Source organism: Rhodobacter sp. 4.3.4, assembly GCF_058724655.1.
Map to the genome: position 1 here is coordinate 1,627,750 of NZ_CM178967.1, position 21,387 is coordinate 1,649,136.

General features: G+C 65.6%; 20 protein-coding genes. 5 read left to right on the forward strand and 15 right to left on the reverse strand.

The annotated features are described in order from the left end of the window. Window positions 1-88: 88 nt before the first annotated feature. Both AC4PTB_RS07900 and AC4PTB_RS07905 read right to left on the reverse strand, forming a co-directional pair. Entirely contained in the window at window positions 89-973 is an 885-nt protein-coding gene (locus tag AC4PTB_RS07900) for a fructose bisphosphate aldolase (protein WP_492192464.1), read from the reverse strand. 175 nt (window positions 974-1,148) lie between these two features. Next, window positions 1,149-2,339, reverse strand: a complete 1,191-nt coding sequence (locus tag AC4PTB_RS07905; RefSeq protein ID WP_492192465.1) for a phosphoglycerate kinase — start codon at window positions 2,337-2,339, stop codon at window positions 1,149-1,151. 209 nt (window positions 2,340-2,548) lie between these two features. Here AC4PTB_RS07905 and AC4PTB_RS07910 point away from each other — a divergent pair, with 209 nt between their 5' ends. Together AC4PTB_RS07910 and AC4PTB_RS07915 are read left to right on the forward strand one after the other, a co-directional pair. Next, entirely contained in the window at window positions 2,549-3,055 is a 507-nt protein-coding gene (locus tag AC4PTB_RS07910) for a peptidylprolyl isomerase (protein WP_492192466.1), read from the forward strand. Next, a complete protein-coding gene (locus tag AC4PTB_RS07915) occupies window positions 3,048-3,629 on the forward strand; it encodes a peptidylprolyl isomerase (protein WP_492192467.1) in 582 nt (193 codons plus the stop codon). The genes AC4PTB_RS07910 and AC4PTB_RS07915 overlap by 8 nt, the downstream gene beginning before the upstream one ends. Before the next feature lie 155 nt (window positions 3,630-3,784). Here AC4PTB_RS07915 and tyrS read toward each other — a convergent pair whose 3' ends face one another. Then, entirely contained in the window at window positions 3,785-5,035 is a 1,251-nt protein-coding gene (tyrS, locus tag AC4PTB_RS07920) for a tyrosine--tRNA ligase (RefSeq protein WP_492192468.1), read from the reverse strand. 59 nt (window positions 5,036-5,094) lie between these two features. On the opposite strand from tyrS, the gene AC4PTB_RS07925 reads away from it, so the two are divergent. Beyond that, a complete protein-coding gene (locus AC4PTB_RS07925; RefSeq protein ID WP_492192469.1) occupies window positions 5,095-6,237 on the forward strand; it encodes an anhydro-N-acetylmuramic acid kinase in 1,143 nt (380 codons plus the stop codon). 11 nt (window positions 6,238-6,248) lie between these two features. On the opposite strand, the gene AC4PTB_RS07930 is transcribed toward AC4PTB_RS07925, so the two are convergent. The 6 genes from AC4PTB_RS07930 to AC4PTB_RS07955 all read right to left on the reverse strand — a co-directional run bounded on the left by AC4PTB_RS07930 (window position 6,249) and on the right by AC4PTB_RS07955 (window position 13,515). Beyond that, complete coding sequence (locus AC4PTB_RS07930; RefSeq protein ID WP_492192470.1) at window positions 6,249-6,695, reverse strand: cupin domain-containing protein; 447 nt, start codon at window positions 6,693-6,695, stop codon at window positions 6,249-6,251. A 125-nt stretch (window positions 6,696-6,820) separates the two neighbouring features. Continuing rightward, window positions 6,821-8,095 carry a phosphopyruvate hydratase gene (eno, locus tag AC4PTB_RS07935; protein WP_492192471.1) on the reverse strand — a complete coding sequence of 425 codons (1,275 nt, stop codon included), beginning with the start codon at window positions 8,093-8,095 and terminating at the stop codon, window positions 6,821-6,823. Between the two features lie 115 nt (window positions 8,096-8,210). Beyond that, a complete protein-coding gene (locus AC4PTB_RS07940; protein ID WP_492192472.1) occupies window positions 8,211-9,062 on the reverse strand; it encodes a DMT family transporter in 852 nt (283 codons plus the stop codon). Between the two features lie 98 nt (window positions 9,063-9,160). Then, on the reverse strand, window positions 9,161-10,582 hold the full coding sequence (locus AC4PTB_RS07945; protein ID WP_492192473.1) for a protein adenylyltransferase SelO: 1,422 nt from the start codon (window positions 10,580-10,582) through the stop codon (window positions 9,161-9,163). Between the two features lie 98 nt (window positions 10,583-10,680). Then, the gene (locus AC4PTB_RS07950; RefSeq protein ID WP_492192474.1) at window positions 10,681-11,616 is read right to left on the reverse strand and encodes a nucleoside hydrolase; all 936 of its coding nucleotides are present in this window, start codon (window positions 11,614-11,616) and stop codon (window positions 10,681-10,683) included. Window positions 11,617-11,658: 42 nt separating this feature from the next. Further along, window positions 11,659-13,515 (reverse strand): ABC-F family ATP-binding cassette domain-containing protein, encoded by a 1,857-nt coding sequence (locus tag AC4PTB_RS07955; RefSeq protein ID WP_492192475.1) that lies wholly within the window; start codon window positions 13,513-13,515, stop codon window positions 11,659-11,661. 191 nt (window positions 13,516-13,706) lie between these two features. Here AC4PTB_RS07955 and ndk point away from each other — a divergent pair, with 191 nt between their 5' ends. Further along, on the forward strand, window positions 13,707-14,129 hold the full coding sequence (gene ndk, locus AC4PTB_RS07960) for a nucleoside-diphosphate kinase (protein WP_136905568.1): 423 nt from the start codon (window positions 13,707-13,709) through the stop codon (window positions 14,127-14,129). 23 nt (window positions 14,130-14,152) lie between these two features. On the opposite strand, the gene AC4PTB_RS07965 is transcribed toward ndk, so the two are convergent. The 4 genes from AC4PTB_RS07965 to AC4PTB_RS07980 all read right to left on the reverse strand — a co-directional run bounded on the left by AC4PTB_RS07965 (window position 14,153) and on the right by AC4PTB_RS07980 (window position 16,771). Then, window positions 14,153-14,506: a TfoX/Sxy family DNA transformation protein gene (locus AC4PTB_RS07965; protein WP_492192476.1), complete on the reverse strand. Its 354-nt coding sequence runs from the start codon at window positions 14,504-14,506 to the stop codon at window positions 14,153-14,155. 108 nt (window positions 14,507-14,614) lie between these two features. Beyond that, window positions 14,615-14,746, reverse strand: a complete 132-nt coding sequence (locus AC4PTB_RS07970; protein ID WP_492192477.1) for a hypothetical protein — start codon at window positions 14,744-14,746, stop codon at window positions 14,615-14,617. Between the two features lie 242 nt (window positions 14,747-14,988). Then, window positions 14,989-15,495, reverse strand: a complete 507-nt coding sequence (locus tag AC4PTB_RS07975) for an RrF2 family transcriptional regulator (RefSeq protein WP_492192478.1) — start codon at window positions 15,493-15,495, stop codon at window positions 14,989-14,991. Between the two features lie 226 nt (window positions 15,496-15,721). Beyond that, window positions 15,722-16,771, reverse strand: a complete 1,050-nt coding sequence (locus tag AC4PTB_RS07980) for a cytochrome-c peroxidase (protein WP_492192479.1) — start codon at window positions 16,769-16,771, stop codon at window positions 15,722-15,724. A gap of 349 nt (window positions 16,772-17,120) precedes the next feature. Here AC4PTB_RS07980 and AC4PTB_RS07985 point away from each other — a divergent pair, with 349 nt between their 5' ends. Then, entirely contained in the window at window positions 17,121-18,155 is a 1,035-nt protein-coding gene (locus AC4PTB_RS07985) for a DUF475 domain-containing protein (RefSeq protein WP_492192480.1), read from the forward strand. Window positions 18,156-18,236: 81 nt separating this feature from the next. On the opposite strand, the gene AC4PTB_RS07990 is transcribed toward AC4PTB_RS07985, so the two are convergent. Further along, a complete protein-coding gene (locus AC4PTB_RS07990) occupies window positions 18,237-20,228 on the reverse strand; it encodes a methyl-accepting chemotaxis protein (protein WP_492192481.1) in 1,992 nt (663 codons plus the stop codon). A gap of 146 nt (window positions 20,229-20,374) precedes the next feature. Beyond that, complete coding sequence (locus tag AC4PTB_RS07995; protein WP_492192482.1) at window positions 20,375-21,382, reverse strand: dihydroorotate dehydrogenase-like protein; 1,008 nt, start codon at window positions 21,380-21,382, stop codon at window positions 20,375-20,377. Between the last annotated feature and the right edge of the window lie 5 nt (window positions 21,383-21,387).

Consider the following 21,387-nt stretch of genomic DNA (forward strand, 5'->3'; position numbering starts at 1 on the left):
AAGGCCGCGGCGTGAAAAGGGGCGCAAACAAACGGGCCCCCGATGGGGGCCCGCAAGATCGTGTCAGCGCAGATCAGCCCGCGCCCAATCAACCGGCGATCGAGGCGCGGTAGATGCTGTCGATCGCCTCGCCCAGCGCGGCGTCGAATTCGGCATCGGTCATCTGCGCGGTCAGCCCCTCGGTCAGCGCGCGGCTGAACGAGGCGATCATGCCCGTGTTGCGGGCGAGAATCGCATTCGCATCGGCGCGCGCATAGCCGCCCGAGAGCGCCACGACCTTGATCACATTCGGATGCTGGACGAGCGGCAGATAGAAATTGTCCACCGTCGGCAGGCTCAGCTTCAGCATGACGGGCGAGGAGACGGTCTCCAGCCCGGCCAGCAGCGCATCGCGCAGCAGCGCCTCGGCCTCGATCTTGTCGGCGATCGAGATCGTCACCTCGGGTTCCAGGATCGGCACCATGCCCGCGCCCAGAACCTGCTCGCCCACTTCGAACTGCTGCTTCACCACCGCGGCAATGCCCATCGGATCGGCGGCCGAAATCACCGACCGCTCCTTGGTGCCGAAAATCCCGGCCTCGGCGGCACGCTCCAGAAGCGCATCCAGCGTCGGCATCGGTTTCAGCATCTGGCAGCCGTTCTTTTCCTCTTCCAGACCCTTGTCGATCTTCAGGAAGGGCACGACCCCGCGCTTTTCCCACAGATAGGTGGCGGTCGGGATGCCGTCGATATCGCGGTCCATCGTCTGTTCGAACAGGATCGCGCCCACCACCTTGTCGCCGGTAAAGGCGCCCGACTTGATGATCCGCGCCCGCATCGCATGGATCAGGTCATACATCTCGGCTTCGTTCGAATAGGCGTCTTCGGTGATGCCATAGAGCCGCAGCGCCTTCGGCGTCGAGCCGCCCGACTGGTCAAGCGCGGCAATGAAGCCCTCGCCCTTGCGCATGTGTTCCATCATCGTCTTCGCCATCTTCGACCCCCGATCCTGGGCCCGGGCCATCCCGGGCAGTGACTTTTGCAATTGCAGCCCCCGGTTAAACCCTTGTGGCTATCGATGCAATTCCGGTTCCGCTAACAGCCGCGGCAGACATGAAAAAACGGGGTGCCGCGGGGCACCCCGTTCCGTCTTCTCCCGAAGCCCGGGCTTATTTCATCAGCGCCGCGACGCCGGGCAGTTCCTTGCCTTCCATCCATTCCAGGAAGGCCCCGCCCGCGGTCGAGATATAGCTGAAATCCTCGGCTGCACCGGCCTTGTTCAGCGCCGCCACGGTGTCGCCACCGCCCGCAACCGACACCAGCTTGCCCGCCTTGGTCAGATCGGCCGCCTTCTGCGCCGCCGCATTCGTCGCCGCGTCAAAAGGCGCGATCTCAAAGGCGCCCAGCGGCCCGTTCCAGATCAGCGTCTTGCTGGTTTCGAACACCTTGGCGATTTCCTCGACCGATTTCGGCCCGGCATCGAGGATCATCGCATCGGCCGGGCAATCGGCATTGCCGACGACCTCGTTTGCCGCGCCTGCCTTGAACTCGCGCGCCACCACCACATCGGCGGGCAGGTGAATCGCACAGCCCGCAGCAGCCGCCTTTTCCAGGATCTCGCGCGCGGTTTCCGCCATCTCGTGTTCGGCCAGCGACTTGCCCACATCGATCCCCTGCGCGACAAGGAAGGTGTTCGCCATGCCGCCGCCGATCACCAGATGATCGACCTTGGTGACAAGGTTGCCCAGCAGGTCGAGCTTGGTCGAGACCTTGGCCCCGCCCACCACCGCCGTCACCGGCCGCACCGGATTGCCCAAAGCCGCTTCCAGCGCCTTCAGCTCGGCCGCCATCAGCCGCCCTGCCGCCGCGGGCAGGATATGCGCCACGCCTTCGGTCGAGGAATGCGCGCGGTGCGCCGCCGAAAAGGCGTCGTTCACATAGACCTCGCCCAGCGCGGCCATCGCGGCGCTCAGTTCCGGGTCGTTCTTTTCTTCACCGGCATGGAAGCGGGTGTTTTCAAGCAGCAGCACCTCGCCCGCGGCCAGCGCCGCGACCGCGGTCTTGGCCGGGCCGCCGATGCAGTCTTCGGCGAATTTCACCGGCACGCCCAGCGCCTTGGCCAGTTCCGGCACCAGCGGGCGCAGGCTCATTTCCGGCACCGGCTTGCCCTTCGGGCGGCCGAAATGCGCCAGCAGCACCGGCTTGCCCCCCTTGGCGAGGATGTCCTTGACCGTGGGCGCGATCTTCTCGATCCGCGTCGCATCGGTCACCACCCCGTTTTCCACCGGCACGTTGATATCGACGCGCACGAGCACCACCTTGCCCGCAAGATCCATCTCGTCGAGCGTTTTCCAAGCCATATCCGTTCTCCAATTGTGGGTCGCAAGGCGGGGGCCGTCCACCTGCGGCTCGCGCAAAATTGCCCGGATGTGACGGGGTCGTCAACGCCTTGCGGTCCCGCAAGGGGCGAAAACCCGCCCGGCTGCGACGATATTCCCGCGTCGCTTTGCCCTTTTCACCGCCGCCCGCAGCCCCTAAGTTGCGCCCAGACCAAATGCAGGAGAGCCCCATGGCCGAGATCAAGGATCCCGAAAACACCATCATCATCACCCTCAAGGACGGGCCGGTGGTGATCGAGCTTCTGACCGATGTGGCGCCGCTGCACTGCGAACGGATGAAGCAGCTCGCCCGCGACGGCGCCTATGACAACGTCGCCTTCCACCGTGTGATCGACGGCTTCATGGCGCAGACGGGCGATGTCGAACACGCCAATATGGAAAAGGATTACAACCCCCGTCGCGCTGGCACGGGTGGGTCGCAATATCCTGATCTGAAAGCGGAATTTTCCAAGGTGCCGCATGCGCGCGGCAGCCTTGGCGCGGCGCGGTCGATGAACCCGAACTCGGCCAACAGCCAGTTCTTCATCAACTTCGCCGACAACAGCTTCCTCAACGGCCAATATACCGTCTACGGCCAGGTGATCTCGGGGATGGAATTCGTTGACAAGATCGCCCGCGGCGAGCCCCCGGCGAACCCTGACCGGATGATCACCGTGCGGGTGGCGGCCGATGCGTAAGCTGCTTCTCGCCACGGCACTGGCCTTTGCGGCCACGGCGGCGCTGGCGCAGGATGGCACCACCGCGCCCGACGGCCCCGGCCCGAACCTCGTGCTCGAGATCGGCGGCTCGGTCTCGGGCAAGGTGGTGATCGACCTGACGCCCGATGTCGCGCCCCAGCATGTCGAGCGCATCACCCAGCTGGCCAATGAACATGCCTATGACGACGTGGTGTTTCACCGCGTGATCGAGGGCTTCATGGCGCAGACGGGTGACGTGCAATTCGGCAAGCGCGGCGGCGATCTGTCGATGGCGGGGATGGGCGGGTCGACATACGGCGACCTTCCGGCGGAATTCTCGAACCGCTCCTTCGCCCGCGGCATGGTCGGCATGGCCCGCTCGGCCAGCCCCGACTCGGCCAACAGCCAGTTCTTCATCATGTTCGACGCCGCGCCGCATCTGGATGGCCAATACACGATCGTCGGCCATGTGGTCGAAGGCATGGATCTGGTCGACAAGCTGAAAAAGGGCGCGCCCCAGCTGAACGGTCTGGTCGAAGACCCCGATTACATCGTCAAGGCCACGATCGAGTGAGACGGGTGCAAGGGGCGGCGCAGGGGGGCGCTGCCCCCCTGACCCCCCGGGATATTTAAGGCAAGATGAAATGGAAAAGGGCGCTCCGCTTGGGGCGCCCTTTCATCTTGCGACAAATACCTCGGGGGCGTGGGGGCAGCGCCCCCACCGCGTCTTCAGCCCAGAGAAACCAGCGCATGGCGCTTCTTGCCTGCGCTCAGCTTCACCGGCTGGGCCAGATCGGCGGCCGAGAACATCCGCCCCGCGTCAAGGCAGATTTCGTCGTCGACCTTGAGGCCGCCTTCGGAAATCAGCCGCTTGCCGTCCTTGCCGGTCTTCGCCAGCCCCGAGCGCACGACGAGCTGCGCCAGGCTGATCCCCTCGGCCACTTCCTCGGCGCCCAGCACCAGCCGCGGCAGATCCTCACCGATGCCGCCCTTCTCGAAGACCTCGCGCGCGGTGGCCTCGGCCGCCGCCGCCGCCTCGGCGCCATGCAGAAGCGTCGTCACCTCATTGGCCAGAATGATCTTGGCGCCGTTGATCTCGGAGCCTTCCAGCTTGCCCAGCCGCTCGCATTCCTCGACCGGCAGGTCGGTGTAAAGCTTGAGGAACCGCCCCACATCGGCATCGGTCGTATTGCGCCAGAACTGCCAGAATTCATACGGGCTCAGCATCTCGCCATTCAGCCAGACCGCGCCACCCTGAGACTTGCCCATCTTGCGCCCGTCCGAGGTGGTCAGAAGCGGCGTCGTCAGCCCGAAGACCTCGCGATCCAGCACCCGGCGCGTCAGATCGACGCCGTTGACGATATTGCCCCACTGATCCGAGCCGCCCATCTGCAGCAGGCAGCCATAGCGGCGGTTCAGCTCCAGGAAGTCATAGGCCTGCAGAATCATGTAGTTGAATTCAAGGAAGCTCAGGCTCTGTTCCCGATCCAGCCGCGATTTCACCGAGTCAAAGCTCAGCATCCGGTTGACCGAGAAATGCCGCCCGATGTCGCGCAGGAATTCAAGGTAGTTCAGATTGTCCAGCCATTCGGCATTGTTGCGCATCATCGCGCCATTGCCGTCGTCCTTGTAGTCGAGATAGCGCGCAAAGACCCGCTGCATGCCCGCGATATTCTCGTCGATCCGCTCGGGCGTCAGCAGCGGCCGTTCCTCGGAGCGGAAGCTCGGATCGCCCACTTTCGTCGTGCCCCCGCCCATCAGCGTGATCGGCTTGTGCCCGGTCTTCTGGAACCAGCGCAGCAGCATGATGTTCAGAAGGTGCCCGACATGTAGCGAGGCCGCCGTGGCATCATAGCCGATATAGCAGGTCACCATGCCCCCCGCCAAAGCGGCGTCAAGGTCCTGAAGATCGGTGCAATCGGCCAGAAATCCGCGCTCGATAATGACGCGCAGGAATTCCGATTTCGGATGATAAGTCATCGTGCTTGTCCCTTCGCTGGTGCCATGCGTATATCGGCGCAAGCGCAAAAGGGGAAGAGATGTTGAAAACAGGCGCAAAACCCGGGCCGGTCTGGTGCCTTGGCACAATGTCGGGAACCTCGCTCGATGGCGTCGATGCGGCGGCGCTTTTCACCGATGGCCATGCGATCCTTGATTTCGGCCCCTCCGCCTATCGCCCCTATACCCCCGCCGAGCGCGGCACGATCCATCAGGCGCTTGGCCGCTGGCAGGGCCAGGATGGCGTGGCCGAGGCCGCCGAAGTGGTCGAGACCGCGCATGCCGAACTGCTTTCGGCGCTGCTGGCCGATCTGCCCGGGGGGGCGGACGAGGTGTTGGTCGGCTTTCACGGCCAGACCCTGGCGCATGATCCGAACGGGCAGCACGGGGCGCGGCGCACGCATCAGGCGGGCGATGGCGCGGTGCTGGCCGAGGTGCTGGGCCATCCGGTGGTCTGGGATTTCCGCTCCATGGATGTGGAGCTGGGCGGGCAGGGGGCGCCTCTGGTGCCGTTCTTCCATTTCGCCTGTGCGAAATGGGCCGGGCTTTCGGCGCCTTGCGCCTTTCTCAATCTGGGCGGGGTGGGCAATGTCACCTGGCTTGACCCGCGCCTGCCCGCGCCCGAAGCCGAGGGCGCGGTGCTGGCCTTCGACACCGGCCCGGCGAATGCGCCGATCGACGATCTGATGCGCCGCCGTCTGGGGGCTTCCTGCGATGTCGGCGGCGCGCTGGCGCTCTCGGGCCGGGTGGACGAGGCCGCGGTGAGGGCTTTCCTTGGCCATCGGCATTTCTTCCGCATGCCGCCGAAGTCGCTCGACCGCAACGAATTTGCCGAGGCGCTGGCCTTTGTCGACAGTCTCGACGATGCCGATGCGGTGGCGACGCTGACCGCCTGTGCCGCCGCCGCGGTTGCGCGCGGCTTCGAGCATTTCCCCAGCCCGCCCGGGCTGGTGCTGGTCTCGGGCGGCGGTCGGCGCAATGCCGCGATGATGGCGGAGCTGGCGGCGCGGCTGCCCTGTGCGGTGGCGCCGGTCGAAGAGATCGGCCTTGATGGCGACATGCTCGAGGCGCAGGCCTTCGCCCATCTGGCGGTCCGCGTCGCGCGCGGCCTGCCGACCTCGGGGCCTTCGACGACGGGCGTTGCCGCGCTGGTCGGCGGCGGCAAGGTCAGCCGGCCGCGCTGACCCGGTTCCGGTCAGCGCCCCTTGGGCGGGGGCTGGCCGATCTCGATCCCCGGTGCCGCCATCTCGAACCCTTCGAAGCGAAAGCCGGGGCTGACGGTGCACCCGACCAGCGTCCAGTCTCCCAAGGTCCGCGCCGCCTGCCAATGGCCCGCGGGCACGATGCCCTGCACCACCTCGGCGCCCAGCACGTCGGGGCCGAGCCGCAGCCGCGTCACCGGCCCGGCGTCGCTGGCGGCCATCCGCAGCTCCAGCGGGCTTCCGGCGTGAAAATGCCAGATCTCGGCGGCGTCGACGCGGTGCCAATGGCTGGCCTCGCCCGCTTTCAGCAAAAACAGGATCGCCGTGCCCACTGGGCGCGCGCCCGGTTCCGCCTCGGCCACCCAGGTCTGGCGATACCAGCCGCCCTCGGGATGCGGTTCCAGCCCCAGTGTCGCAATGATCCGATCTGCTTCGCCCATGATCCCTCCCTTGTTTTTTCTTGGCGCAAATACGCCCGCCGGAGGCTTGAAAGTCAAAGAAAAACCGCCGCCGGCGCAGGGCCAACGGCGGAATTTGCGTATTTGGACCAGGAAAAAGCCGAGGCTTATTTCAAAATCGCACGGCCCATGTATTCGGCGGTCTCGCCCAGCATTTCCTCGATGCGGATCAGCTGGTTGTATTTCGCCAGCCGGTCCGAGCGCGCCAGCGAGCCGGTCTTGATCTGGCCGCAGTTCGTAGCCACGGCGAGATCGGCGATCGTCGCATCCTCGGTCTCGCCCGAGCGGTGCGACATGACGTTGGTGTAGCGCGCCCGATGCGCCATATCGACCGCCTTCAGCGTCTCCGAGAGCGAGCCGATCTGGTTCACCTTCACCAGCATCGCATTGGCGACGCCTTTCTTGATCCCCTCGGCCAGACGCGCCGGGTTGGTGACGAACAGATCGTCGCCCACCAGCTGCACCTTGTCGCCCAAAGCATCGGTCAGCAGCTTCCAGCCTTCCCAGTCATCCTCGGCACAGCCGTCCTCGATCGAGATGATCGGATATTCGGTGCAAAGCTTGGCCAGATAATCGACATTCTCGGCCGAGGTCAGCGACAGGCCCTCGCCCTTCATCTCGTATTTGCCGCCCTTGAAATATTCGGTCGAGGCGCAGTCGAGCGCCAGATAGATGTCCTCGCCCGGCTTGTAGCCCGCCTTTTCGATCGCCTTCAGGATGAAATCGAGCGCGTCGCGGGTCGAGGCGAGCATCGGCGCAAAGCCGCCCTCGTCGCCCAGACCGGTCGAGAGCCCCTTGGCCGACAGTTCTTTCTTCAGCGTGTGGAAGACTTCCGAGCCCATGCGCACGGCGTCGCGGATATTGCCCGCGCTGACCGGCATGATCATGAATTCCTGAATGTCGATCGGGTTGTCGGCATGTTCGCCGCCGTTGATGATGTTCATCATCGGCACCGGCAGGATGCGCGCCGAAGTGCCGCCGACATAGCGATAAAGCGGCTGCGCGGTGAAATCGGCGGCGGCTTTCGCGCAGGCGAGCGAGACGCCAAGGATTGCATTCGCGCCCAGACGGCCCTTGTTGTGGGTGCCATCCAGCTCGATCATCAGCTTGTCGATGCCTTCCTGATCGGTGACATCCTCGCCCACCAGGTTTTCGGCGATCTCGCCATTCACCGCCATCACGGCTTCCAGCACGCCCTTGCCCATGTAGCGCGCCTTGTCGCCGTCGCGGCGTTCCACCGCCTCATGCGCGCCGGTCGAGGCGCCCGAGGGCACGGCGGCCCGGCCCATCGTGCCGTCTTCGAGGGTCACATCCACCTCGACGGTCGGATTGCCACGGCTGTCGAGAATTTCGCGCGCGTGGATGTCGATGATCGTGCTCATGCGAGTGCTCCGATTGGTAAATCGCCTTCTGCTTAGCCCAATGCAGCCGCAGCGAAAAGGCCCTTGCCTGTGGTAACGGCGCTGTTAGCGTCCGACTTTTCGTGAATTTTTCGCGTCAGGCGGCGGGGGGCGCGGCCTTGGCGCGGGACCGTTCGCGCGCCAGCGTGTAAAGCCCAGAGGCGACGATGACCGCACCGCCGATCAGCGTCCAGCGGTCGGGGGTTTCAGCGAAAACCGCCCAGCCGATGATCAGCGCAAAGATCAGCCGGGTGTAGCGGAACGGGGTGATCACCGAGACCTCGCCCAGCCGCATCGCTGCGATCAGAGCGTAATAGCCCGCCGTGCCAAAGATCAGCGCCCCGGCGATGCCCGCCAGATCGAAGGCGGTGGGCACGACCATCGGGCCCTGAAACGGCACAAGCAGCGCACCCGCGGGAATCACCGAGGCAAATCCGTAGGTTGCAAGCTGCATCGAGGTGATGGATTTCGGCACGCGACGGGTGACGACATCGCGCGCGGCCAGGCCCAGCACGCCGACGACGGCGAAAAGCGAGAGCAGCGAAAAGCCCTCGGTGCCGGGGCGGATTACGATCAGCACGCCCAGAAAGCCGACGCCGATCGCCGACCAGCGCCGCCAGCCGACCTGCTCGCCAAGGAACAGCGCGGCGCCCAGCGTCACCGCCAGCGGCGTCGCCTGCAAGATCGCCGAGGCCTGCGCCAGCGGCGTGAAGGCCACGGCGCAGACGAAGGCCAGCGTGCCGATCAGCTCGCCGAAATTGCGCCCGATCACCGCCGGCGCCAGCAGATCGCGCGAAAACAGCCGGTCGCCGTTGCGCAGCGCCAGCGTCGCAAAGATCGCCGTGCCGCCGACGCCCAGCAGCATCAGGATTTCGCCCACCGGCAGATGCCCGGCCAGGAGTTTAACGCACATGTCCTCGATGGCGAAGCCCGCCATCGCAAGCACCATCAACAGACTTCCGCGGAGATTTTCAGCACCATGTCCCATGGCGGTCCCCTGCCAGCGCGCCGCCGAAAGGTCCAGAGCGGGATTGTATCCGCCACAAGTCAGGTGCCGCAGAAGGTGCGGGTGACGCGCTCCCCGGCTGTGGGGGCGGCCTCATAGGCGGCAAATTCGGGCGCGGGATCAAAGGGATGGGCAAGTGCCGCCTGAAGCTGCCGGAACGGGGCGAAATCGCCCGCGACGGCGGCGGCGATCACCTCTTCCAGACGGTGGTTGCGCGGGATCCGCACCGGATTGGCGGCCGAGAGCACGACTTGCGGCACCACCTCGCGCGAAAGCCGCGCCTGCCAGGCGGGCGCCCAGCTGTCAAAGGCGGCGGGATCGGTGAATTCCGCGCCCGCCCGCCCGGTGGCCAGCCCGCGGAAGGTGCGGGTGAAATCGGCGCCCTCGCTGGCCATGCGCGACAGCAGGCTGTCGATCAGCGGCCGGTCCTCGGGCGTGGCGCGGGCGATGCCGATCTTCCGCCCCATCCGATAGAGCCATTCCGCCTGATACGCGGGGGCAAAACCGTCGAGCACCGCCTGCGCCTCGTCCACCGCCGCCGCCTCGGGGCCGATCAGCGGCAAGAGACACGAAGCGAGCTGCGTCAGGTTCCACAGCGCGATCTGCGGCTGGTTCGCATAGGCGTAACGCCCCAGACGGTCGATCGCGGAAAACACCTTTTGCGGCTGATAGGCGTCGAGAAAGGCGCAGGGGCCATAATCGATCGTCTCGCCCGAGAGCGCGCAATTGTCGGTGTTCATCACGCCATGGATGAAGCCGAAAGACAGCCATTGCGCCACCAGACTTGCCTGTGCGGCCACCGCGGCGGCCAGCAGGCCAAGTGCCCCACCGGCCTCGGGGTAATGGCGGGAAATCGTGTATTCGCAAAGCGTTGCAAGCGCCTCTTCATCCTGCCGCGCGGCGAAATATTCGAAAGTGCCAACCCGGATATGGCTGGAGGCGATGCGCGAGATCACCGCGCCCGGCCGGGAAAACCCGTCGCGATAGACGCTTTGCCCGGTCAGCACCGCGCCAAGCGCCCGCGTCGTCGGCACGCCAAAGGCCGCCATGGTTTCCGACACCAGATATTCGCGCAGAACCGGCCCGATCCAGGCCCGCCCGTCGCCCCCGCGCGACCAGGGCGTGCGGCCCGCGCCTTTCAGCACCCAGTCGAACCGGGCCCCGTCCGGAGCGACGACCTCGCCCAGCAGGATCGCCCGTCCGTCGCCCAGCTGCGGCACGAAGGCGCCGAACTGATGGCCCGCATAGGCCTGCGCGATCGGCGCGGCGCCCTCTGGCACCAGATTTCCGGCCAGAACCGCCGTGCCCTCGGCGCTTTCGAGCCAGTCCGCATCCAGCCCCAGCCGTTCGGCCAGCGCCCGGTTTACCACAACTGCAGCGGGTGCCGTCCCCGGTGTCGGAGCCTGCCGGGCAAAGAACCGCTCGGGCAGGCGGGCATAGGACGGGTCAAAAACCGGATGCATGCGTTAACATTTGGACCGGGCGCGTCTTTGGTCAAGGAAAACTGCGTCTTTTCCGCAAGAAAAAGCGGGCGTTTCCCCGGGGCAAATACGCTTCTGTCTCAGAGCCGGGACAGCCGCTCGGTCAGCAGGCTGTAGAAGCCCTCGGCGTCGATGTCGCGCAGGAACAGCGCATTCGGGTCGCGCGGCGTCACCCGCCACCAATCGGCGACGGTCATGCCCATGGTCAGCTCGGACTGGGTCTCGATCTCGACATTGATGAAGCGGCCCTCGAACAGATCGGGGCGGATCAGCCAGGCGATGACGCAGGGGTCATGCAGCGGCGCCCCGTCCGAGCCATATTTCGCCCTGTCGAAGCGTTCGAAGAAATCGGCCCAGCTCGCCACCGCGGTGCCGACCGGGGTGTTCAGGGCGCGGAAGGCCTCGATCCGCGGCCTTGTGGTCAGCGCCTTATGCGTGGCATCGAGCGGCACGACCACCAGCGGCGCCCCGGATTTAAACACGATTTCCGCGGCTTGCGGGTCGACGTAAATGTTGAACTCGGCCGCCGGGGTGGTGTTGCCGGCCTCGAAACAGGCGCCGCCCATCAAGACGATCTGCGCGACTTTCGAGACGATCTCGGGGGCGCGGCGGAAGGCCGTGGCGATATTCGTCAGCGGCCCGAGCGGGCAGAGCGTCACCGTGCCCGGCGCCTCGGTGCGCAGCGTCTCGATGAGGAAATCGACCGCATGCATGTCTTGCAGGGCCATCGTGGGTTCGGGCAGGGCGATGCCGTCAAGCCCGGTCTTGCCATGCACATATTCCGCCGTCACCAGCGGGCGCAAAAGCGGCCGGTCGCAGCCCGCGAAAACCTTCACATCCCGCCGCCCGGCCAGCTCGCAGACGATCCGCGCGTTCCTTGTCGTCAGCGCCAGCGGCACATTGCCCGCGACACAGGTGATGCCGAGAACCTCAAGCTCCGGGCTGCCCAGCGCCAGAAGGATTGCTACGGCGTCGTCCTGGCCCGGGTCGGTGTCGATGATGATCTTGCGCGTCATGTTTTGTCTCTGCTTCCCGGCCTCTGCCTTCGGGCCGTGCCCTCAGCCCGCCATCGCGGTTTCCAGCGCCTCCAGCGCCGCCATCCAGAGTTCCTCGGCCCGCGCCATCGCTTCGCGCGCCTCGGCGTGTTTGAGCATCCATTTCTCGCGCTCGGCGGCACGGGCGGCTTCGTAAAGGGTAGGATCGGCGAGCTTCTCGTCAAGCTTGCCAAGCATCTCGGCCAGTTTTTCGACCCGGTCTTCGCATTTGCGCGCCTCGGCGCGCAGCGCCAGAATCCGCTCGCGCGAGGGCGGCGGGGCCTTCTTTTCCACCGCTTTCGGCGCGGGCTTGTCGTTGGGATCGCCCGCCAGCAGCTCGGCGCGATAGGCTTCGAGATCCGCGGCATAGGGCGCCACCGCGCCGCCCTTGACCAGCCAGAGCCGGTCGGCGACGAGCGACAAAAGGTGCATGTCATGGCTGACCAGGATCACCGCGCCGGAATAGGCGGTGAGCGCCTCAACCAGCGCCTCGCGGCTTTCGATGTCCAGGTGGTTTGTCGGCTCGTCGAGGATCAGCAGATGCGGCGCGTCCAAAGTGGCCAGAAGCAGCGAGAGCCGCGCCTTCTGCCCGCCCGAGAGCTTGCCCACCGCGGTTTCCGCCTGATCCGCCAGCAGCCCGAAGCCCGCAAGACGGGCGCGCAGCTTCGCCTGATGCTCCTCGGGGCGCAGGCGTTGCAGGTGCAAAAGCGGCGTCGCCGCCAGGTCGAGTTCGTCCACCTGATGCTGGGCGAAATAGCCGATCCGCAGCTTCGACGAGCGCGCAATCCGCCCCTCGCAGGTCTCGAGCTTGCCCGCGAGCAGTTTCGAGAGCGTCGATTTCCCCTCGCCGTTGCGGCCCAGAAGCGCGATCCGGTCATCCTGATCGATGCGCAGATTGAGCCGCCGCAGGATCGGCTTGTCGCCATAGCCCACCGCCGCGCCGTCAAGCGTGATGATCGGCGGCGAAAGCTGTTCCGGCACCGGGAAGCTGAAAACCTGTTTTGCCGCCTCCTCGGGGGCGGTGATCGGCTCCATCTTTTCCAGCATCTTGACGCGCGCCTGCGCCTGCGCGGCCTTCGTCGCCTTGGCCTTGAAGCGATCGACGAAGCTTTGCAGATGCGCGCGCCGCGCCTCCTGTTTCTTCGCTGCCGCCGCCAGATTGGCCCGCGCCGCGGCGCGTTGGCGGGCGAATTGATCGTAAGGCCCGTTCCACAGCGTCAGCTTGCGGTTTTCCAGATGCAGGATCGCGCCCACGGCACGGTTGAGCAGATCGCGGTCGTGGGAAATGATGATGACCGTATGCGGGTAGCGGGCCAGATATTGTTCCAGCCAAAGCGCGCCTTCGAGGTCGAGATAGTTCGTCGGCTCGTCGAGCAGCAACAGATCGGGCTGGGCAAACAGCACCCCCGCCAGCGCGACGCGCATCCGCCAGCCGCCCGAGAAATCCGAACAGGGGCGGCGCTGCGCCTCGGCGTCAAAGCCCAGCCCGCGCAGGATCGCGCTCGCCCGCCCCTCGGCCGACCAGGCGTCGATATCGGCAAGGCGCGTCTGGATTTCCGCGATGCGACCCGGATCGGTGGCCGTCTGCGCTTCCGCCAGCAGATCCGCGCGTTCGGTATCGGCGGCCAGCACCGTATCCAGAAGGCTGGTCGCGGAGGAGGGCACCTCCTGCGCGACGCCGCCGATGCGGGCGCGCTGGGGCAGGCTGATCTCGCCCGATTCGAGCGCAAGCTCGCCCCGGATCAGCCGGAACAGCGTGGTTTTCCCCGCGCCATTGGCGCCGACAAGGCCGACCTTGTGGCCGGTGGGAATGCGGGCCGAGGCTGCGTCGAACAGCGGGCGGCCCTCGATGGCATAGGTGATGGCGTCAAGCGTGAGCATGGTCTGGCTCTGCCTCAGCCGGGCGCGCGCGTCAATGCCGATGCGCCCCCGGCCGCCTTTTGCGCATTTGTCGCATTTCCTGCCCAAAACGGCAGTTGCCCGGGGGTTTTCAACATCCCTGCCGCATGATAGCAGGCGCCAGACGCTTTTCTGACCGGCTCTCCGGTCCCCAACCAAAGAGGCTTCCCCTCATGGCCATCGAACGCACGCTTTCGATCATCAAACCCGACGCGACCCGCCGCAACCTCACCGGCAAGATCAATGCCAAATTCGAGGAAGCGGGCCTGCGCATCGTCGCGCAAAAGCGCCTCAAGCTGAGCCTGGAACAGGCCGGCAAATTCTACGAAGTGCACAAGGAACGCCCCTTCTATGGCGAGCTGTGCGAATTCATGGCGTCCGAGCCGGTCGTCGTGCAGGTGCTCGAAGGTGAAGGCGCGATCGCCAAGAACCGTGAAGTGATGGGCGCCACCAACCCGGCCAATGCCGCCGATGGCACCATCCGCAAGGAATTCGCCCTCTCGGTCGGTGAAAACTCGGTCCATGGTTCGGATGCGCCGGAAACCGCCGCGGCGGAAATCGCCTTCTTCTTCTCTGGCCTCGAACTGGTCGGCTGAGTGCTCAAGCTTTCGGCCTGCGGCTAGCGCCGAAGGCCGACACCGATTTCGTCAAGGGCCGCCTCGATCCCGGGGTGGCCCTTTTCGCTGCCCCGGGTCCGGGCTTTCAGCGCCTCGAAACTGACCCGCAGCGCGTCTTTTTCGGCGCCCCGGCAATCGTTCCAGGGGCGGCCCTGCAGCGCCATCACCAAAGCATAATAGCCGATGAAATGCGGCGGATTGCCCGCGCGCAGCCAGGCTTCATAGGCGGCATCGGCGCCCATGGCGCGCAGCGCCCCGGCGCTGGCGATGCCCGCCCGCAGGAAGCCTTCGGCGGTGGCGGGGCCGATGCCGGGAATGTCGGTCAGCGGAGAGGAAGAGGGAAGGGGGGACTGCATGGGACGCTCCGGATCAGAAGAACTCTCTTCGATCAGGAGCTGCCCCGCAAGTCTGCGCGGCCTTTGGCCTGCGCGGCGGAGCCGGTCAGCGGCCCCGGTCCGAGGGCCTCAGATCGAGGCCCAGTCGGTAAAGGTCTTGCCAGCCTGCACGGGCTTTTCCGCCTGGCCCTGCTGCTGCACCGACGCTTTCGCCTCGGTCTGCTGAGGGTGCACGCCTTCCTGCCGGTCGGAAGACACCATTCCCATTTGTTGCGTCTGTTGCATGTCGGGCCTCGCTTTGTCGCCTTGCCCCGGCATGGGGCGCCTCAATTGCGGCGACACTATGACGCAGCTAAACAGGCCCGCGCGAAAGTTCAACTCACGATGAAAGGAGCGTTAGCGTTACCCGGAAGGGCCGGGCGGAAAATGGCCGACCCCGCGCGCCGAAACGCCGCGGGGCTGCCGGAATCCCGTTGATTTTGAAACATTTCCGTGAGGCGCGCTCAGGCCTCAAGATCCGCCGTCAGCGTCGTGCGCGCCCGCGCCCCCGCGCCGCAAATGCCGATCCGCGGCGCCCCGGGCAGGCGCAACAGATGCTCCAATGCGACGTTGTCGCGCACCAGATCGCCCACGGAATGGCTGTCCATCGCGGTGTAGAAGGCCTCGAGCGCCGCCTCGATCGCATCGCGGAAGCGGCAGGCCCCGCAGAGCGGGCAGGTGTTGTTCTCGCCGTCCAGACATTCGACGAAGGGCAGCACCGCCTCGAAAGCGCGCAAGACCTCGCCGACGCCGATCTGATCCATCGGACGCGCCAGCCGCAACCCCCCCGACCGGCCGCGCTGCGTTTCGATGAAGCCGCGCTGCGCCAGCGTGTTCACCACCTGCGCCAGATGGTTTTCCGAGGCGTTGCAGGCCTCGGCGATTTCGTGCTTGCGCACGATCCTGTCGCCGTTCACGGCACAGAACATCAGGGTGCGCATTGCCAGGTTGGTCCGGGTCGTCAGTCGCATGCTGGCTCCAGAGGTTGCCGAAGACGGAATAGGCATGTCACAGATATTGTTTTGACATATGTCAGGATTTTGCGGCGATTGACAGTGCAACGGTGTCCTTGCGGCAATATGTCTGCAAGGTATTCCTTTTGCTGCAAATCCTGGCGCGGTCCGCATCGGGCTGACGCCAAAAGAACAGGCGCGGGGAAGATCCCCGCGCCTTTTGTGCCGCAAATTTGCGCAGACCTCAGTTCATGTGCTCGGGCCGGGGCGTCTGGGCGCTGCGCACCGGCAGGATCGGATGCACCACCTCGGGCTGCTCGCCGGTCAGCGTGCCAAGGAAGGCGGTGATCTGATCGACCTGGGTGTCGTCGAGCGTCGCGCCCAGCTGCGAATTGGCCATCACCGACACCGCCTCGCGCAGATCCCAGACCTTGCCGGAGTGGAAATAGGGCGCGGTCAGCGCGATGTTGCGCAGCGGCCCGGCGCGGAAGACATATTCGTCATCCGCCGTCGCGGTCACCGCAAAGCGGCCCTTGTCGCCCGCGGGCAGCACCTCGGCGCCGGGTTTTTCCACCACGCCGAAGGGATAATAGCCGTTGCCGCCGATGTTGATGCCATTGTGGCACGCCGCGCAGCCGGTATCGATGAAGAGCTTCAGCCCGGCCTTTTCATCCGCGCTCATTGCCCCGTCGGCGCCCATCAGCCATTGGTCGAATTTCGAATTCGGCGTGATCAGCGTGGCCTCGAAAGCCTCGATCGCCAGCGCGAAATTGTCAAAGCTGATCGGGTCTTTCTGCCCCGGGAAGGCCTTGGCGAAGGCCTCGACATAGCCCGGCATCGATTGCACCGTGGCGACCAGATTCTCGGGCGTGTTGTTCATCTCGACGCCCGCCTGCACCGGGCCCTTGGCCTGCGCCGCCAGATCGGGGGCACGGCCATCCCAGAATTGCGCCACGTTGAAGACGGCGTTCAGCGCGGTGGGCGCATTGCGCGGCCCCTTTTGCCAGCCATGCCCGATCGAGGTTTCCAGCCCGTCCACCCCGCCCAGACCCACATTGTGGCAGGACTGGCACGAGAAGACGCCCGATTTCGACATCCGCGGATCAAAGAACAGCATCGCCCCCAGATCGATCTTGTCGCGGGTAACGGCGTTGTTGTCAGACAGTTGCGGCGCCTGCATCGGGATCACTTCGAACAGGCCCCGGGCCTCTTCGCGCAGCGCCGCATCTTCGGCAAGGGCGGGGGTGGCCAGCAGCGTCGCCACGGCCAACAGGCGGATCTGGGTGCGTTTCATCTGTGTCCCTCCGGGTCTTTTGAATATGGAATACTTCTAAACAGGGCGGGGTTGCGGGGTCTTGATCTGCGTCAAGTTGGAATAAGTCCAGATGTGGCGGGGTGACGCAGGGTCGTGATGCAGGTTCTGGGCCTTACGCAACTCTAGCAAGGCGCCATGGGATGAAAAGGGGGCATGGCCTGCGATGGCGGGCGCGCAGGTCGCCATCTGGTTGATCGCGCTTTGCGCTGGCACACCCCGCAAGGGCGTCAACGCATCGTGACGAAGCCCGAGGGGCTTGCACAGTCCCGTTCCCCTGCCTACATCGCGCTGACCACCTCGCGCCCCCGGGCGGCAACACGGAGACATCATGCGCAGCACCTTGCACTATTTCAGCTGGGCATTCGGGTTCACCGCGGTCGGCCTTGCCCTGGCGATGTGGCTTGGCTTCACCTATGAGCACACGACCCACGGGGCGCTGTCCTTCTTCTTCGTCGCCTGCGTGCTGGCGGTGCTGGAAATCTCGCTCTCTTTCGACAATGCGATCATCAACGCCAACAAGCTTGGGCAGATGACGCCGGAATGGCAGCGCCGCTTCCTGACCTGGGGGATCCTGATCGCCGTCTTCGGCATGCGGATCCTGTTTCCGCTGCTGATCGTCGTCATCGCCGCGGGCATCGGCCCGATCGAGGCGCTTCGCATCGCCGCGACGCAACCGGCGGAGTATTCGCGCATCATCGGCGAGGCGCATCTGTCGATCGCGGCCTTTGGCGGCGCCTTCCTGATGATGGTGGCGCTGAGCTATTTCGTCGATGAAAGCAAGGAAGTGCACTGGTTTGTCGCGCTGGAACGGCGGCTCAGCTCCTGGGCCTCGATCCGCGGCATTGAGGTCGGTTTCCTGCTGGCGATCGTGCTGGGCTTTGCCTGGTGGCTGCCGGTGAAGACCGAGGGCACCTTCCTTGTCGCCGCCTGCACCGGCCTTCTGACCTTCCTCGCGGTCGAGGGGCTGGGGCAGGTGCTCGACAAGGCCTCGCTCTCGGGCGATGTCGCCAAGGGCGGGCTGGGCGCCTTTCTTTACCTCGAGGTGCTTGACGCCTCGTTCAGCTTCGACGGGGTGATCGGCGCCTTCGCCTTGACGCAAAACCTGTTCCTGATCGCCATCGGCCTTGGCATCGGCGCGTTCTACGTGCGCTCGATGACGGTGATGCTGGTCGAACGCCAGGCGCTGAGCGAGTTCCGCTATCTGGAACACGGGGCGTTCTGGTCGATTCTGGTGCTCTCGGTGGCGATGTTTGCGCAGACCCTGATGCATGTGCCGGAATGGGCGACCGGGCTTCTGGGCGTCGTCTTCATCGGGCTGAGCCTGATGTCCTCGCTGCGCTGGCGCCGTTCCAATCCGACCTGACCCCCGGGCCGATATCCCCAAGCAGCGAAAAGGGCCGGTGCAGACCGGCCCTTGGTATGTGTCACGCGCCTGCGGTGTTTTTCACGAGGCGCGGCGGAAGCCCTGCGCCCCCGCGCCCTCGTTGCCGGTGCGGAACACCGCGCCGCGCGCCGACAGATGCCCGGCCTGATCGCGCAGCACCGCCACCGCGGCCGAGCTTTCCTCGAACATCGCGGCGTTTTGCTGCGTCACCTGATCGAGCTGGTTCACCGCCGTGGAAATCTCGCCCAGACCCGTCGCCTGCTCCGTCGCCGAATTGGCGATCGCCTGCACCAGCGTATCGACCTCGGCGACGAGATGGTCGATCTCGTCCAGCGCCTGGCCCGAGGAATTCACCAGATCCACCCCCTGCCGCACCTGCCGGCCCGAGGTTTCGATCAGCTCCGCGATCTCGCGCGCCGCTTCCGAAGAGCGCTGCGCCAGCGCCCGCACCTCGGAGGCGACAACGGCAAAGCCGCGCCCGGTCTCGCCCGCGCGCGCCGCTTCCACCCCCGCATTCAGCGCCAGAAGATTGGTCTGGAAGGCGATGTCGTCGATGACGCTGGTGATGCGCGAAATCTGTTCCGAGCTGCGGGCGATGTCGTTCATCGCCGAAATCGTCTCCTGCACGACGCGCCGCCCCTCGGTCGAGCGGTGCCGCGCCTTGCCGACCGCGCCCGCCGCATTGCGCGCCCCCGAGGACGAGCTTTCCACCGAGGAGGCGAGCTGGTTGATCGCCGCCGCGGTTTCCTCAAGCGAGGCGGCCTGGGTTTCGGTGCGCCGCCCCAGCTCCGCCGAGGCCCCGGACAGGCTTTCGGTTTCGCTCTGGATCGATTGCGCGCTGTCGAGGATCGAGCCGACCAGTTCGGCCATGCGCCGGATCGCCTCGTTGTAGTTCTGCCGCAGCGCTTCGAATTCCGCCGCCATCGGCCGGTCGAGCCGGTGGTCAAGCTCGCCCGCGCTGAGCGCGGCAATGGCCTGTTCGAAGTCGAGAATCGCCTCCTTGCGCGCGGTGACATCGGTGGCGAATTTCACCACCTTGTAGGGCTTGCCCTCGGCGTCAAGGATCGGGTTGTAGCTGGCCTGAATCCAGACCTCCTGCCCGGATTTTCCGATCCGGCGGAATTCCCCCACTTGCGGCTTGCCGGCGCGCAGATCTTCCCAGAAGCCGCGATAAGCGGGATTGTCGCGCTCGTCCGCGCTGAGGAAGGTGGAATGGTGCTTGCCGACGATGTCCGGCAACGCATATCCCAAAGCCCGCAAGAAGATATCGTTTGCCGTCAGGGTGTTGCCGTTCATGTCGAATTCGATCATCGCCTGCGACCGGTTCAGCGCCGTGATCTGCCCGGCCTGATCGAGAGAGACCCGCTTCACTTCGGAGATGTCGAAGGCGAATTTCACCACCCCGTTCAGCTTGCCGTCCAACCCGAACAGCGGGTTGTAGGTGGCACGCAGCCACAGATCCTTGCCGCCCTTGGCCACGCGCTGGAACTCTCCGTCGATCACCTCGCCCGCGTGCAGCCGGGCCCAGAACTGCGCATAGTCAGGCAGATCGGCTTTGCCCGCGGGCATGAACAGGGCATGGTGCTGGCCGATCAGTTCGGCGCGCGTGTAGCCCGAGGCCTTGAGAAAGTTCTCGTTCACCTCGGTCACGATGCCGTCCAGGTCGAACTCGATCACCGCGGCAGAGCGGTGGATGGCCCGGAGCATCGCCTCCATCCGTTTCGCGTTCCGTGTCTTTTCCGTGACATCGGTGGCGAAGTTCACAATGTGACCGACCTTGCCCGCGTCGTCCTTGACCGGCACATAGGTCGCTTCGAGCCAGATCGTCTCGCCGTTCTTGCGCCGACGCGCGACAGTGACATTCTGCGCCTTGCCCGCGCGCAGCTCCTCCCAGAACGGCCCTTTTCCAATCTGTCCAGCCTCTTCGGGCGGCATCAGCACGGCCACGGGCTTGCCGATCAATTCCTCCGGCGCATAGCCCAGCAGTTCGGCATAGACCGCATTCACATGGCGGATCGTGCCGCCGATGTCGATGACGACAACCGCAAGCACCGTATCAATGGCGCTTCGCTTGGCTCTTTCGAGAATCGACTCGGTAGCGGGCTTCGGGCGGAAGAACATGACGACTCCGGTGAGACATTGCAGCGCACCTACCTTAAGCACCGGGTCTTGCCGTGACGTTAATCCGCGTCGTTTTTTTACGCCCGGTCCGCGTCCTTCGCCCAGCTTTGTATCACCTTGATATAATTCGCCCGCTCATAGCCTTCGGGGTCCTCGATCGCGCCATGCGCCAGCATGCCGCGCACCGCGCCCAGATGGGTCATTCCCCGCGCCGCCAGCCAGTCTTCAAGCCCGCGCACCAGCACCTCCATATGCCCCGGCCCGTGCCGCAACAGCGCCGAGGTGCTCATCACCACATCCGCCCCGGCCAGAAGATAGCGCACCACATCCTCGGCGCTTTCGACCCCGGTCGAGGCCGCAAGCGAGCCGCCCAGCCGCCCCGAAAGCACCCCCACCCACAAAAGCGGCAGCCGCATCTCGTAGCGGCTCGACAGCTGCAGCGCGGGCGTGACGCTCAGCCCGACCGGGTCGATCTCGGGCTGATAGAAGCGGTTGAACAGCACCACCCCCTTCGCCCCCGCCGCAACGATGCGCCGGGCCATATGCGCGGGCGATGAAAAATAGGGCCCGATCTTCACCGCCACCGGGATCTTCACCGTGTCGCAGACCGCGCGGACCACATCGAGCGTGCGCCGCTCCACATCCGCGCCCGAGACATGCGGATCGGTGGGCAGGAAATAGACGTTCAGCTCAATCGCGGCGGCGCCCGCTTCCTCCATGTCATGCGCGGTGTCGGTCCAGCCGGTGTCGGTGGTGCCGTTGATCGAGGCGATGACCGGCACGCTCAGCGCCGTCGCCGCCTTTTCCACCAGCGCAAGCGTGTTCGAGCTGTCGAAGGCAAAGGCCGCCTGGGCCGGAAAATAGCTCAAGGCCTCGCCGTAGCTTTCGGTGCCATGTTCGACCAGCTGATCAAGGATGCGCTGCTCGTGCCAGATCTGCTCCTCGAAGACCGAGGGCAGCACCACCGCGCCGGCACCACACTCGGCCAGCTGCTGGAGCACATCCAGCCGCGCGTTCATCGGGCTGGCCGAGGCGACGATGGGGCTTGGCAGCTCAAGGCCCAGATAGCGGGTTTTCAGATCCATTCCGG